Source organism: Mycobacterium sp. (assembly GCF_965229265.1).
Lineage (GTDB): Bacteria > Actinomycetota > Actinomycetes > Mycobacteriales > Mycobacteriaceae > Mycobacterium.
The window spans coordinates 1,240,623-1,255,707 of sequence record NZ_CBDDIY010000010.1 but is presented as its reverse complement, the minus strand read 5'-3'; the positions used below and the strand labels follow the sequence as shown (position 1 = coordinate 1,255,707).

Sequence of the window (15,085 nt, the reverse complement as noted above, 5' to 3'; positions counted from 1 at the left end):
CCGCAGCTGTCGAACCGTGTTCACTTGCCATGCAGGTAATCGGTTGGGCGTGGTCTGTCGTTACCGTCAGCGTCGCTGGCAGCCGGTCGGGAATGACGGACACGCTCGACGTGGGTGGTCTTCGTTCCGACGGGTGGGCCTCGGGCGACAATGAGGCATGGATTTCTACTCCGCATACCGGCACGGGTTCGCCCGAGTGGCCGCATGTACGCACCACACGGTGCTGGCGGACCCGGCCGCCAACGCCGAGTCGGTGCTGCGGATCGCGCGCGCCTGCCACGACGACAGCGTCGCGGTGGCGGTGTTCCCCGAACTCACCCTGTCGGGTTACTCGATCGAGGACATCCTGCTGCAGGACGCGCTGCTCGATGCCGTCGAGGATGCCCTGCTCGACATCGTGGCGGCCTCGGCCGATCTTTTCCCGGTGCTGGTGGTGGGCGCGCCGCTGCGCTATCTGCACCGCATCTACAACACCGCGGTGGTGATCCACCGGGGTGCGGTGCTCGGGGTGGCCCCGAAGTCCTATCTGCCGAATTACCGGGAGTTCTACGAGCGCCGCCAGGTCGCCGCCGGTGACGACATGCGCGGCACCATCCGGATCGGCGGCGCCGAGGTGCCGTTCGGGCCGGATCTGCTCTTCGCGGCCCAGGATGTGCCCGGATTGGTGTTGCACGTCGAAATCTGCGAGGACATGTTCGTGCCGGTGCCCCCCAGCGCACAGGCTGCCCTGGCCGGCGCGACGGTGCTGGCCAACCTGTCCGGCAGCCCGATCACGATCGGCCGGGCCGAGGACCGCACGCTGCTGGCCCGCTCGGCCTCGGCGCGGTGTCTGGCCGCCTACATCTATGCCGCGGCCGGCGAAGGTGAGTCCACCACCGACCTGGCGTGGGACGGCCAGACGATGATCTATGAGAACGGCCGCCTGCTCGCTGAATCCGAGCGCTTTCCGAAGGGGGAGCGGCGTTCGGTCGCCGACGTCGACCTGGATCTGCTGCGCTCCGAGCGGATGCGCATGGGGACCTTCGACGACAATCGCCGGCACCACCAGGACGGGCTGAATTCCTTCCGGCGCATCGGATTCCGGCTCGACCCGCCCAGCGGTGACATCGGGCTGATGCGAGAGGTCGAGCGCTTCCCGTTCGTGCCCAGCGATCCGCTTCGCCTGCAACAGGATTGCTATGAGGCGTACAACATCCAGGTCGCCGGCCTCGAACAGCGGCTGCGCGCGCTGAATTACCCCAAGGTCGTCATCGGTGTGTCCGGCGGGCTGGACTCAACCCACGCGCTGATCGTTGCCGCGCGGGCGATGGACCGGGAGGGCCGGCCACGCAGCGACATCCTGGCTTTCACCCTGCCGGGTTTCGCGACGGGCGAGCGGACCAAAAACAACGCCATTTCACTGTCTCGAGCCCTGGGTGTCACGTTCGCCGAACTCGACATCCGCTCGACGGCCACGCTGATGCTGACTGAGATGGGCCATCCGTTCGGGCGTGGCGAAGCGGTATATGACGTCACCTTCGAGAACGTGCAGGCCGGTCTGCGCACCGACTACCTGTTCCGCATCGCCAACCAGCGTGGCGGGATCGTGCTGGGCACCGGCGACCTGTCGGAGTTGGCCCTGGGCTGGTCGACTTACGGTGTCGGTGACCAGATGTCGCACTACAACGTCAACGGCGGGGTGCCGAAAACCCTGATCCAGCATCTGATCCGGTGGGTGATCGGGTCGGGGGAGTTCGACGAGGAAGTCGGCCAGACCCTGCAGTCGGTGCTCGATACCGAGATCACTCCTGAGTTGGTGCCTGCCGGCGAGGGCGAGGAGGTCCAGAGCAGCGAAGCCAAGGTGGGTCCCTACCCGCTTCAGGATTTCTCGTTGTTCCAGGTGCTGCGGTACGGCTTTCGTCCCTCGAAGATCGCGTTCCTGGCCTGGCATGCGTGGAGCGATCCGGACCGCGGAACCTGGCCGCCCAGCTTCCCGCACGGGAAGCGATCGGCATACTCGCTGAAGGAGATTCGGCACTGGCTGGAGGTCTTCGCGCAGCGCTACTACTCGTTCAGCCAGTTCAAGCGGTCGGCTCTGCCCAACGGGCCGAAGGTGTCTCACGGCGGCTCGCTGTCGCCGCGCGGTGACTGGCGGGCCCCATCCGATATGTCCGCGCGCACCTGGCTGGCCGAGATCGAGCGGGAGATTCCGCAGGAGTAATCATCGGCGACGGTGGCGACGGACCACTTCGGCCACGCCGCCGACGGCGCCGCCGGCAAGCACTCCGACGGTCGACCACCACCAGTGGCCGCTGGAGGCCGCCAAGGCCACGCCGATGATGAGCCCGACGATCAGGGGGAAGTAGAGCCGGCCGGTGGTGTGCTCGGGTGCCATTGAATCCACGCTAGCGCGGTGGGCGGCAATCGTCGTCCTCGTCGACCGAGACGGGACCACAGCAGGCGTCACCTCGCCAGGCCTGCCGGCCCTCGCGGGCCGCCACCCCGGCAATCACCAACGCCGCCACCGGATCGGCCCACCACCAGCCGGCGAACGCGTTGAGCAATAGCCCGGCAAGAAGCACCGCCGACAGGTAGGTGCACAGCAGCGTCTGCTTGGAATCTGCTACTGCAGAACGTGATCCGTACTCCTGGCCGGCCTGCCGCTGGGTCAGCGAGAGCGCGGGCATGATCACCAGGCTGACGGTGGCCAGCCCGATGCCGATCGGCGAGTGGCGTGCTTCCCGCAGCCCGGTCAACGCCAGAATCGACTCGACGGTCACGTAGAGCGCGAGGGCGAAGAAGGAGACAGCGACGAACCGCAAGGCGGCCCTCTCCCGGGTCTGCGGGTCCGGCGCGGCGAATTGCCAGGCGATGGCGGCCGCCGAGGACACCTCGACAAGCGAGTCGAGCCCGAAGCCGATCAAAGCGGTCGACGACGCCCGGGCGCCCTCGGTGAGCGCGACTGCCGCTTCGATGAGGTTGTAGGTGATCGTCGCCGCGACCAGCAGTCGGATTCTTCGGGCCAGTTGCGCCCGGCGCGCGGCGGCAGGGGTGGTGGCCATCAGCAGCAGTCGGTGTTGCCGGCGGCCGGGCAGCAGCCGGGGTCGACGGTCAGCACGAGCCCGATCAGATCGTCGAGGGCCTTCGCGATCCGTGGGTCGGCCAGCTCGTAGCGGTTTCGCCGGCCTTCGGGCTCGGCGACGACCAGGCCGCAGCCGCGCAGGCAAGCCAAGTGGTTGGACAGGATCTGCCGGGAGACCCCGATCTTGTCGGCCAGCTCTGACGGGTAGGCGGGACTGTCCCGCAGTTGCACCAGGATTTCGGCGCGCGTCGGATCGGACAGGGCAGCTCCGAACCGGGACAGCGCGTCGCGACGGGTCGATGTCTGCATATCCAGACAGTACATCCAATGCTGTATTCAGGGAATTCTGTACTTTCTCGGCTCAGTCCCTTGCCAGAACGTCGTCGATCGCCTCGCGAAGCGGCGCGCAATCCCCGGCGCCGGGCACCAGGGTGGCCAGCGCTCCCGCCGCGCAGGCCCGCCGCAGCGCTCGTTGATGCCCGGATGCCCAGTCCGCGGCCAGTACACCGGCGAAGACGTCGCCGGCTCCGGTGGTGTCGACGGCCTCCACGGCCGGCGCTGCTATGTCAACGTCTCCGTGTGGGCCCCGGTAGGTAGCACCGCGCGCACCCCGGGTGATGACCACATGCGATGTGGGCCAGGTCCAGTGCGGTTCCTCGGCCTCGTTCACAATCACCACGTCAGTGGCCGCGGCGAGGTCGCGTAACGTCACTTCGGCGCTGGCAGGGGAGGCGTTGACGATCACGGTCGCTCTGCCCGAGCGAGCCTCGTGCGCCGCGGCCACGGCCGTCGCGATCGGGATCTCCAGTTGCAGCAGCAGCACGTCGCAGTCGGCGATCACCGCCCGCGCCCTCGCCGAGCTCAACGTCAGGTGGGCGTTGGCGCCGGGCGCGACGATGATGAGATTCTCGCCGCGGTCATCGACGAGGATCACCGCTGCTCCGCTCGGTGCCGACAGGTCGGTCAGGCCGTCGAGGCCGACTCCATTGGCGCTGAGGTGGGCGCGGAGGTCGGCACCGGCGGGGTCGGTGCCGACCGCCCCGACGAACTGAACGGCAGCACCGGCGCGCGCCGCCGCCACGGCTTGGTTGCCGCCCTTGCCGCCCGGGTTGGCCATCGTTGAGGACGCCAATACCGTCTCACCGGCGCGCGGCAGCGTCGCAACGCGGAAGAATCGGTCGACGTTCACACTGCCCACCACACAAACCCGCGTCACCCTACCCAGCCTAATTCGCTGGCGGAGCGTCGAGCGATAACACCGCCGAGAGCCGCCGGGCGACATTCGAAGCGTTTGCGGCGCCAACTCTTGTCGGCTATGTAAATTTGTCAGCCATGAGTGGCGGGCAGAAACCCAGGAAAAGCACGCACGGCTCATCGGGTCGGCATCGGAAGCCGTCACGGCGTCGAATCGAACCGTACAGCTGGCTGGGGGCGAGTGCCTTCACTCTGGCGATGGGTGCGGCGTTTGCCACGGGCACTGGGGCCGCGCACGCAGACAACCCCGATTCACCGGGTGCTTCGGCGCCCTCAGTCAAGGGCCCGAGTGCCCACGGTGCCCGAGCGAACAAACCAGGAGGTGCGGGCCCGCGTTCGGCCGCCGCCGTGCCGGGGCGTTCGGGTTCCCAGCCGGTTTCGAAGGTGCCCGGCCGCCCACCGGTGCTCACGGCGAACGTGTCTGCCGGACGCCGAGGCCCGGCCGAAGCGGCATCCGCGGGCAAAGGAACCGTCGCGGTCAGGCCAGCTGCAGATGCGCAGGTCGGGGAAGCGCCGGCGGTCGCCACGCCGGTGGCTCCGCCTAGTGCCGCCCTGTCACCCGCTGACCCCGCCGAGCACGGGGAACCCACGCAGCCGGTCCTCGGGGTACGGAAGACAGCAGTTGCAGGGTCCACCGCAGGGTCGACCACGGCGTCACAAACATTCCTCAACGAATTCCAGGCCCTCGGCGACGCGCTGGCTGCGTGGACGTCGGCTGCCGGCACCGGGATCTTCGCGGGCTTCCAGGGGATCGGCTTCGGCAACGTCGGAACCGGAAATATCGGCAGCGGGAATGTTGGTGATGGGAATGTGGGTTCGGGGAATGCTGGTGATTCGAATGTGGGGTGGGGGAATGCTGGTGATTCGAATGTTGGGTTTGGGAATTTGGGGAGTTTCAACTTTGGGTGGGGGAATGTTGGGTCGGGGAATGTTGGTTTCGGGAATTCGGGGACGGGGAATATTGGTTTTGGTTTGACGGGGGATCATCAGTTCGGGATTGGGTGGTGGAATCTTGGGACTGGTAATGTTGGGTTGTTTAATTCGGGGAACAATAATATTGGGTTCTTCAATTCGGGTGATAATAATGTGGGGTTCTTTAACTCGGGTGATGGGAACTGGGGGTTTGGGAATGCTGGGTCGCTGAATACGGGGTGGTTTAATACGGGTTCGGTGAACTCGGGTGTGGGTAATGCCGGTGATGGTAATACCGGCATCTACAACGCGGGGCGCCACAACAGCGGCAACTTCAACACCGGTGATGTCAACACCGGCAGCTTCAACAGCGGCGATACCAACACCGGCTGGGGCAACTCGGGCAATTCCAATACTGGTTTCTTCAATTCCGGAGATGGAAACACCGGCGCATTCAACTCGGGTAACTACAGCAACGGCTTCTTCGTCACCGGAGACAACCAGAACTGGGTGGGGATCAATCTCGGATTCGACATCCCGGAGTTCAGCTACACCTACCAACAGGCCATTCCGATCAATGAGCAGTTCGTCATCGACGGTCAGAGCATTCCGATCTTGGGGAACACGGTTGGACCACTGACGCTCGATCTCGCTGGTGGCGTGGTCGTCATCAACATCAACTCCGCCACACTGTCGAGCACGACGGTTACCGTGCCGGACCTGACGATCAACGTCGGATCACCCACAACGACGGTCGATGTGGATCTCACGGTCACCGTGGGCGGTGTCCACGTCACGTTGTTGGATGTGCCGGCGGGTCCTGGGTTTTTTAATTCTGGTGGTGGGTTGTCGTCGGGGTTCTTTAATTCGGGTTCTGGGTCGGGGTTGTTTAATTTTGGTGCGGGTGTGTCGGGGTTGTGGAATGTGGCGTTGGTGGGCGCTGCGGTGTCGGGGTTGGTGAATTACGGGTCGCGGTTGTCGGGGTTTGCCAATCTTGGTGATGCGGTGTCGGGGGTGTTCAACACGGCGTTGGTGGGTGTGGGGGCGGGGGTGTCGGGGTTGGCTTCTGCTGGTGATGGTGTGGCTGGTTGGTTCCGGGGGACTCCGTTCAATGTGGGGTTGGGCAATGTGGGGTCGTGGAATTTTGGTGGCGGGAATGTGGGGGATTTCAACCTGGGTTCGGGTAATGAGGGTGACTCGAATGTGGGGTTGGGGAATGTTGGTGATGGGAATGTGGGTTCGGGTAATGCTGGTGATTCGAATGTGGGGTGGGGGAATGCTGGTGATTCGAATGTTGGGTTTGGGAATTTGGGGAGTTTCAACTTTGGGTGGGGGAATGTTGGGTCGGGGAATGTTGGTTTCGGGAATTCGGGGACGGGGAATATTGGTTTTGGTTTGACGGGGGATCATCAGTTCGGGATTGGGTGGTGGAATCTTGGGACTGGTAATGTTGGGTTGTTTAATTCGGGGAACAATAATATTGGGTTCTTCAATTCGGGTGATAATAATGTGGGGTTCTTTAACTCGGGTGATGGGAACTGGGGGTTTGGGAATGCTGGGTCGCTGAATACGGGGTGGTTTAATACGGGTTCGGTGAACTCGGGTGTGGGTAATGCCGGTGATGGTAATACCGGCATCTACAACGCGGGTGGGCGTAACAGTGGCAGTTTCAATGTTGGTGATATCAATACTGGTGGGTTCAATGCCGGTGATACGAATACTGGGTGGGCCAATAGTGGGGATTCCAATACTGGGTTGGCCAACACCGGCAATGTGAATACCGGGGCGTTCATCACCGGTGACTACAACAACGGTTTCTTCTGGCGCGGCGACAACCAAGGCCAACTCGGCATCGACCTCGGCATCACCATCCCCGAGGTCCCGATCACCGTCACCGGCAACATTCCCGTCGACATCCCCATCACCATCGGCCTGGCCCCCGGCCAGATCGTGGTCGACGGATTTACCATCACCGGGGCCGGTGGCACGCTGACGATCGCCCCCAATGTGCCGGTCATTCCTGACATCCTGAACACGGACGTGAGCGTGGGCAACTGCGTCTCGGATGGGCGCAATCCGAGCTGCTCGGCGAGCTTCAGCATTCCAGCCATCACAATTTCGTTCCCTGATCAACTTCTGACCGGGCAGATCGGTGGGCCGGGTACGTCGGTGCCGGTTGATGTTGCTGGTGGTGTGGGTCCGATTCGTATTTCGTTGTTGGATGTGCCGGCGGGTCCTGGGTTTTTTAATTCTGGTGGTGGGTTGTCGTCGGGGTTCTTTAATTCGGGTTCTGGGTCGGGGTTGTTTAATTTTGGTGCGGGTGTGTCGGGGTTGTGGAATGTGGCGTTGGTGGGCGCTGCGGTGTCGGGGTTGGTGAATTACGGGTCGCGGTTGTCGGGGTTTGCCAATCTTGGTGATGCGGTGTCGGGGGTGTTCAACACGGCGTTGGTGGGTGTGGGGGCGGGGGTGTCGGGGTTGGCTTCTGCTGGTGATGGTGTGGCTGGTTGGTTCCGGGGGACTCCGTTCAATGTGGGGTTGGGCAATGTGGGGTCGTGGAATTTTGGTGGCGGGAATGTGGGGGATTTCAACCTGGGTTCGGGTAATGAGGGTGACTCGAATGTGGGGTTGGGGAATGTTGGTGATGGGAATGTGGGTTCGGGTAATGCTGGTGATTCGAATGTGGGGTGGGGGAATGCTGGTGATTCGAATGTTGGGTTTGGGAATTTGGGGAGTTTCAACTTTGGGTGGGGGAATGTTGGGTCGGGGAATGTTGGTTTCGGGAATTCGGGGACGGGGAATATTGGTTTTGGTTTGACGGGGGATCATCAGTTCGGGATTGGGTGGTGGAATCTTGGGACTGGTAATGTTGGGTTGTTTAATTCGGGGAACAATAATATTGGGTTCTTCAATTCGGGTGATAATAATGTGGGGTTCTTTAACTCGGGTGATGGGAACTGGGGGTTTGGGAATGCTGGGTCGCTGAATACGGGGTGGTTTAATACGGGTTCGGTGAACTCGGGTGTGGGTAATGCCGGTGATGGTAATACCGGCATCTACAACGCGGGTGGGCGTAACAGTGGCAGTTTCAATGTTGGTGATATCAATACTGGTGGGTTCAATGCCGGTGATACGAATACTGGGTGGGCCAATAGTGGGGATTCCAATACTGGGTTGGCCAACACCGGCAATGTGAATACCGGGGCGTTCATCACCGGTGACTACAACAACGGTTTCTTCTGGCGCGGCGACAACCAAGGCCAACTCGGCATCGACCTCGGCATCACCATCGGCGGGCTCGATGGTGGTGAGATCCCGCTGACCCTTACCGGCAACATCCCGATCAACATCCCCATCACCGCGGACCTCAGCGATGTCGTGCTCAACGGATTCAACATCCCGTCTTTCCTGATCTACTCCTACAACTGGTCTGTGTGCCCACCCTCGTGCTCGACGTTCTCCTTCAATCCCGGCGGTCCGACCATTGCCCCGATCTCGGTCGGCGAGGGGTGGACCTCGTCCGGTCTCCCTTACGGGAACGCGATCACGATCCCGACCATCACCGTCACGCTGCCCACGGTGGACGCCCTGATCGGTGGGCCGGGTACGTCGGTGCCGGTTGATGTTGCTGGTGGTGTGGGTCCGATTCGTATTTCGTTGTTGGATGTGCCGGCGGGTCCTGGGTTTTTTAATTCTGGTGGTGGGTTGTCGTCGGGGTTCTTTAATTCGGGTTCTGGGTCGGGGTTGTTTAATTTTGGTGCGGGTGTGTCGGGGTTGTGGAATGTGGCGTTGGTGGGCGCTGCGGTGTCGGGGTTGGTGAATTACGGGTCGCGGTTGTCGGGGTTTGCCAATCTTGGTGATGCGGTGTCGGGGGTGTTCAACACGGCGTTGGTGGGTGTGGGGGCGGGGGTGTCGGGGTTGGCTTCTGCTGGTGATGGTGTGGCTGGTTGGTTCCGGGGGACTCCGTTCAATGTGGGGTTGGGCAATGTGGGGTCGTGGAATTTTGGTGGCGGGAATGTGGGGGATTTCAACCTGGGTTCGGGTAATGAGGGTGACTCGAATGTGGGGTTGGGGAATGTTGGTGATGGGAATGTGGGTTCGGGTAATGCTGGTGATTCGAATGTGGGGTGGGGGAATGCTGGTGATTCGAATGTTGGGTTTGGGAATTTGGGGAGTTTCAACTTTGGGTGGGGGAATGTTGGGTCGGGGAATGTTGGTTTCGGGAATTCGGGGACGGGGAATATTGGTTTTGGTTTGACGGGGGATCATCAGTTCGGGATTGGGTGGTGGAATCTTGGGACTGGTAATGTTGGGTTGTTTAATTCGGGGAACAATAATATTGGGTTCTTCAATTCGGGTGATAATAATGTGGGGTTCTTTAACTCGGGTGATGGGAACTGGGGGTTTGGGAATGCTGGGTCGCTGAATACGGGGTGGTTTAATACGGGTTCGGTGAACTCGGGTGTGGGTAATGCCGGTGATGGTAATACCGGCATCTACAACGCGGGTGGGCGTAACAGTGGCAGTTTCAATGTTGGTGATATCAATACTGGTGGGTTCAATGCCGGTGATACGAATACTGGGTGGGCCAATAGTGGGGATTCCAATACTGGGTTGGCCAACACCGGCAATGTGAATACCGGGGCGTTCATCACCGGTGACTACAACAACGGTTTCTTCTGGCGCGGCGACAACCAAGGCCAACTCGGCATCGACCTCGGCATCACCATCGGCGGGCTCGATGGTGGTGAGATCCCGCTGACCCTTACCGGCAACATCCCGATCAACATCCCCATCACCGTGATGGCCACCCCGATCGAGATACCCGCCATCACGATCCCCGAAGTGAGCCTGGGACCGGCGCCGGTGGTCGGTTTCGCCCCGCCGAGCTGGGTCTGCTATGTGGCTTGTGCGCCCAACCAGGTCGGAGCCAGCGTCGGTCTTGGGGACATCACCGTCGACCCGATCACGATCGGCTTCCTCGACACCGCCAACGAGGCGTTGTCGGCGCTCATCGGCGGAGGAACTAGTGCGATCCATGTCTCCGGCGGTGCCGGTGTGGGTCCGATTCGTATTTCGTTGTTGGATGTGCCGGCGGGTCCTGGGTTTTTTAATTCTGGTGGTGGGTTGTCGTCGGGGTTCTTTAATTCGGGTTCTGGGTCGGGGTTGTTTAATTTTGGTGCGGGTGTGTCGGGGTTGTGGAATGTGGCGTTGGTGGGCGCTGCGGTGTCGGGGTTGGTGAATTACGGGTCGCGGTTGTCGGGGTTTGCCAATCTTGGTGATGCGGTGTCGGGGGTGTTCAACACGGCGTTGGTGGGTGTGGGGGCGGGGGTGTCGGGGTTGGCTTCTGCTGGTGATGGTGTGGCTGGTTGGTTCCGGGGGACTCCGTTCAATGTGGGGTTGGGCAATGTGGGGTCGTGGAATTTTGGTGGCGGGAATGTGGGGGATTTCAACCTGGGTTCGGGTAATGAGGGTGACTCGAATGTGGGGTTGGGGAATGTTGGTGATGGGAATGTGGGTTCGGGTAATGCTGGTGATTCGAATGTGGGGTGGGGGAATGCTGGTGATTCGAATGTTGGGTTTGGGAATTTGGGGAGTTTCAACTTTGGGTGGGGGAATGTTGGGTCGGGGAATGTTGGTTTCGGGAATTCGGGGACGGGGAATATTGGTTTTGGTTTGACGGGGGATCATCAGTTCGGGATTGGGTGGTGGAATCTTGGGACTGGTAATGTTGGGTTGTTTAATTCGGGGAACAATAATATTGGGTTCTTCAATTCGGGTGATAATAATGTGGGGTTCTTTAACTCGGGTGATGGGAACTGGGGGTTTGGGAATGCTGGGTCGCTGAATACGGGGTGGTTTAATACGGGTTCGGTGAACTCGGGTGTGGGTAATGCCGGTGATGGTAATACCGGCATCTACAACGCGGGTGGGCGTAACAGTGGCAGTTTCAATGTTGGTGATATCAATACTGGTGGGTTCAATGCCGGTGATACGAATACTGGGTGGGCCAATAGTGGGGATTCCAATACTGGGTTGGCCAACACCGGCAATGTGAATACCGGGGCGTTCATCACCGGTGACTACAACAACGGTTTCTTCTGGCGCGGCGACAACCAAGGCCAACTCGGCTTCTCGTACTCGCTGACGATCCCGGCCTTCTCCTGGCACTACGGCGTCGATGTCGTCGCCGACATCCCCATCACCGCGACGGTCAACCCGGTCTCCACCAACGAGTTCAGCTATGGCCTTCCGCTGGCGATCAGGACCTGGGACCGCCAGGGCCTCTGTGGTGCCGGCTACTGCACGTGGACCTCGTGGGGCGCCATGATCACCGTGAAGACCCTGTCGCTGGGCTCAACCGTGGACCCGATCAGCATCTATGACGGAACGACGATCAACTATCCCGTCAGCGAGACGCTGAACCAGTCCGGCAGCGGCACCCTCGGTCCGTTCACCGTGCTCGACTTCACCTGGCGCCAGGGGCCCGGGTTCGGCAATTCCACCGCGGCGCCGTCGTCGGGCTTCCTGAATTCCGGGGCGGGAGGTGCGTCGGGCGTCTACAACGCCGGAAGCGCCTCGGGCGTCGGCAACGCCGGCTCGCACACGTCCGGCCTGGACAACGCCGGTGACTGGCTCTCGGGCCTGGCCAATGCCGGCAACACCATCTCGGGCTGGTTCAACACCAGTTCACTGAGTTCGACCGAGCCGGCGCTCGACTCGGGTCTGGCAAACGTCGGCACCCGGGTGTCGGGTTTTTTCCGCAGATGACTCGGTACCGTCTGGGCGTGCCCTCGGCCGAATCGCGACTGAAAGCTGACTGATCCCATGTATCCCAAACGTGAGGTGTTTCGCACACCCCCGGTTGCGTTGGTCACCGCGCAGGCCCGGTTCACCGACGCCGCACGCCTGCGCCAGCAGGAGACACTCGACGCGATCACCATCGGCCTCGAAGGGCGATTCGGTGTCGCCGAGGTGGTCACCGACACCAGCCTGGATAACGTCGCGCCAGGTTTACCGCCCCGGGTGGTGGCCCAGAAGGGGCTGCGGCTGCGCAACGCCGACAGCACCGAGGTGCTCACCCTCACCCCGTCGGCCCTGACGTTCGAGACGACGGTCTACAGCGAGTTCGACGACCTGCTGGCGACCCTGACCGTCATCCTCCAGGCGCTGGTTCAGGCTCAGGTACGCCCTGCGCTCAAACGGGTCGGCCTGCGCTATATCGACGAGATCCGGGTTCCGGAGCCGGTTTCCGACGTACGCGCCTGGGACACCTGGATCGACGGCAGGCTCATCGGAGCGCTGGCGTTGGTGCCTGAGGAGGTGCCGGTCCGGGGTCTGCAAACAGCGTTGGGTCTCGACCTCGGCGAGGGCGCCGGCCTCAACGTCGGCTATGCGGTCTTGCCGGAGGGGTCGGTGGTCAACGTGCCGCACCTGCGGAAACCCGCGCCGCCCGCCGGCCCGTGCTTTGTGTTGGACCTCGATGGCTTCTGCGAGTTCAACGGTGAGGTGGCGGTTCTGCTCGATACCGTCGTGGTCACCGACATCCTCGCGGCCGTCCATGGTCCGATCGGTGCGGTCTTTCAAAGTTCGATCACCGACAAAGCCCGGGAGATCTTCCGTCGAGACGCCGCCTCGCGGGGTCCGCGGCACGGCCTCCGCACCGGCCCCCACCTGCCGGTTGGTCGGGACACCGATACCCTGGACGGATGAGTGTCCACGCGCCGTCGCTGGAGGATGTGCGTACCCAGGTGCACAACGCCGCTCGGCGGGCGCGGATCGCTGCGCGCACGCTGGCGTCGCTGACCACCACCGTCAAGGACCGGGCCCTGCACGCTGCCGCCGACGCCGTTCTTGCGCACACCCACCAGATCCTGGCTGCCAACGCGGCCGACCTCGAGACGGCCCGGGCTGCCGGGACCGCCGAGGCCATGCTGGACCGGCTGGCGCTCAACCCGCAGCGGATCGACGGCATCGCCGCCGGCCTGCGCCAGGTGGCCGGCCTGCCCGACCCGATCGGCGAGGTCCTACGCGGTCGGACCCTGCCCAACGGGTTGCAGCTGCGCCAGCAGCGGGTTCCGCTCGGCGTGGTCGGAATTGTCTACGAAGGCCGGCCCAACGTCACCGTCGACGCCTTCGGCCTCACCCTCAAGTCCGGCAATGCGGTCCTGCTGCGGGGCAGTTCGTCGGCGGCCAACTCCAACGCCGAACTGGTGCAGGTGCTGCGCGGCGCGCTGGCCGGCGAAGGCCTGCCCGAAGACGCGGTGCAACTGCTGCCCAGCGTCGACCGGTCCAGCGTCACCCACCTGATCCAGGCCCGCGGCCTGGTCGACGTGGTAATCCCACGCGGCGGCGCCGGGCTGATCGACGCCGTGGTGCGCGACGCCACGGTGCCCACCATCGAAACCGGTGTCGGCAACTGTCACGTCTATGTGCACTCCGCGGCCGATCTCGACGTCGCCGAGCGAATCGTGCTGAACGCCAAGACCCGTCGCCCCAGCGTCTGCAACGCTGCCGAGACGCTGCTGATCGACGCCGGTATCGCCGAGGTGGCCCGGCCGCGCCTGATTGCCGCGCTGGAACAGGCCGGGGTCACCGTGCACGGCACCCCGACCGAAGAGGACCTGCGGGCCGAGTTCCTCTCGATGGACATCGCGGTGGCGGTCGTTGACGGGCTCGACGCGGCCATCGAGCACATCAACACCTACGGCACCGGTCACACCGAGGCCATCGTCACCACCAATCTCGCAGCGGCGCAACGCTTCACCGAACGGGTGGACGCGGCCGCGGTGATGGTCAACGCGTCGACCGCCTTCACCGACGGTGAGCAGTTCGGTTTCGGCGCCGAGATCGGCATCTCCACCCAGAAGCTGCACGCCCGCGGCCCGATGGGTCTGCCGGAACTGACCTCAACCAAGTGGATCGTCTGGGGAGACGGCCAAACCCGACCTGCCTGACCACGACAGGAGAACCCGTGACTGAAACCCCGGCGCGCCCGGCTCCGGCACCGCTGTTCGCCGACATCGACGATGTCGCCAAGCGGCTGGCCGAAACCGGCTACCTGCCCGACACCGCGACGGCCACGGCGGTGTTCCTCGCCGACCGGCTCGGCAAGCCGCTGCTGGTCGAAGGTCCGGCCGGGGTCGGCAAGACCGAGCTGGCCCGCGCCGTTGCGCAGTGCACCGGGTCGGGTCTGGTGCGGCTGCAGTGCTACGAGGGCGTCGACGAGGCTCGCGCGCTCTACGAGTGGAACCACGCCAAGCAGATCCTGCGGATGCAGTCCGGGTCCAACGAGTGGGATCAGGCCAAGACCGACATCTTCAGCGAGGAGTTCCTGCTGCAGCGTCCGCTGCTGACCGCGATCCGGCGCACCGAGCCCACCGTGCTGCTCATCGACGAGACCGACAAGGCCGACATCGAGATCGAGGGCCTGCTGCTGGAGGTGCTGAGCGACTTCGCGGTGACCGTGCCGGAACTGGGCACCATCACCGCCACCCGCACCCCATTCGTGGTGCTGACCTCCAACGCCACCCGCGAGCTGTCCGAGGCGCTCAAGCGGCGCTGCCTGTTCCTGCACATCGACTTCCCCGCTCCCGACCTGGAGCGGCGCATCCTGCTGTCCCGGGTGCCCGAGCTGCCCGAGTCGCTGGCCGCCGAACTGGTCCGCATCATCGGCGTGCTGCGCGGCATGCAGCTCAAGAAGCTGCCTTCGGTGGCCGAGACGATCGACTGGGGCCGCACCATTTTGGCCCTAGGCCTGGACACCATCGATGACGCCACCATCGCCGCAACGCTGGGGGTGGTGCTCAAGCACCAGTCCGACCAGCAGCGCGCCTCCGGCGAACTGCGGCTGAACTAATC

9 protein-coding genes are annotated in these 15,085 nt (G+C 63.1%); 5 read left to right on the top strand and 4 right to left on the bottom strand.

Features of this window, described 5'->3' with window-relative positions:
• Nucleotides 1-157: 157 nt before the first annotated feature.
• Entirely contained in the window at nt 158-2,200 is a 2,043-nt protein-coding gene (locus ADBZ9K_RS07955) for an NAD(+) synthase (RefSeq protein ID WP_526619541.1), read from the top strand.
• Here the strand turns inward: ADBZ9K_RS07955 and ADBZ9K_RS07950 are convergent, their stop codons facing one another.
• From ADBZ9K_RS07950 to ADBZ9K_RS07935, 4 genes are read right to left on the bottom strand one after another with little or no spacing between them, the layout of a single operon-like run.
• Nucleotides 2,201-2,374: a hypothetical protein gene (locus tag ADBZ9K_RS07950; protein ID WP_526619540.1), complete on the bottom strand. Its 174-nt coding sequence runs from the start codon at nt 2,372-2,374 to the stop codon at nt 2,201-2,203.
• A gap of 10 nt (nt 2,375-2,384) precedes the next feature.
• Nucleotides 2,385-3,041 (bottom strand): cation efflux transmembrane domain-containing protein, encoded by a 657-nt coding sequence (locus ADBZ9K_RS07945; protein WP_526619539.1) that lies wholly within the window; start codon nt 3,039-3,041, stop codon nt 2,385-2,387.
• Nucleotides 3,041-3,370 (bottom strand): ArsR/SmtB family transcription factor, encoded by a 330-nt coding sequence (locus ADBZ9K_RS07940; protein WP_526619538.1) that lies wholly within the window; start codon nt 3,368-3,370, stop codon nt 3,041-3,043. The genes ADBZ9K_RS07945 and ADBZ9K_RS07940 overlap by 1 nt, the downstream gene beginning before the upstream one ends.
• A 52-nt stretch (nt 3,371-3,422) precedes the next feature.
• A complete protein-coding gene (locus ADBZ9K_RS07935; RefSeq protein WP_526619537.1) occupies nt 3,423-4,277 on the bottom strand; it encodes a ribokinase in 855 nt (284 codons plus the stop codon).
• Nucleotides 4,278-5,011: 734 nt separating this feature from the next.
• Here ADBZ9K_RS07935 and ADBZ9K_RS07930 point away from each other — a divergent pair.
• From ADBZ9K_RS07930 to ADBZ9K_RS07915, 4 genes are read left to right on the top strand one after another with little or no spacing between them, the layout of a single operon-like run.
• Nucleotides 5,012-11,995 carry a PPE family protein gene (locus tag ADBZ9K_RS07930; RefSeq protein WP_526620823.1) on the top strand — a complete coding sequence of 2,328 codons (6,984 nt, stop codon included), beginning with the start codon at nt 5,012-5,014 and terminating at the stop codon, nt 11,993-11,995.
• A gap of 57 nt (nt 11,996-12,052) precedes the next feature.
• Nucleotides 12,053-12,937, top strand: coding sequence for a TIGR04255 family protein (locus ADBZ9K_RS07925; RefSeq protein WP_526619536.1), 885 nt, complete (start codon nt 12,053-12,055; stop codon nt 12,935-12,937).
• Nucleotides 12,934-14,181: a glutamate-5-semialdehyde dehydrogenase gene (locus ADBZ9K_RS07920; RefSeq protein WP_526619535.1), complete on the top strand. Its 1,248-nt coding sequence runs from the start codon at nt 12,934-12,936 to the stop codon at nt 14,179-14,181. The genes ADBZ9K_RS07925 and ADBZ9K_RS07920 overlap by 4 nt, the downstream gene beginning before the upstream one ends.
• Nucleotides 14,182-14,198: 17 nt before the next feature.
• Complete coding sequence (locus ADBZ9K_RS07915) at nt 14,199-15,083, top strand: AAA family ATPase (RefSeq protein WP_526619534.1); 885 nt, start codon at nt 14,199-14,201, stop codon at nt 15,081-15,083.
• The last annotated feature ends 2 nt before the right edge of the window (nt 15,084-15,085 follow it).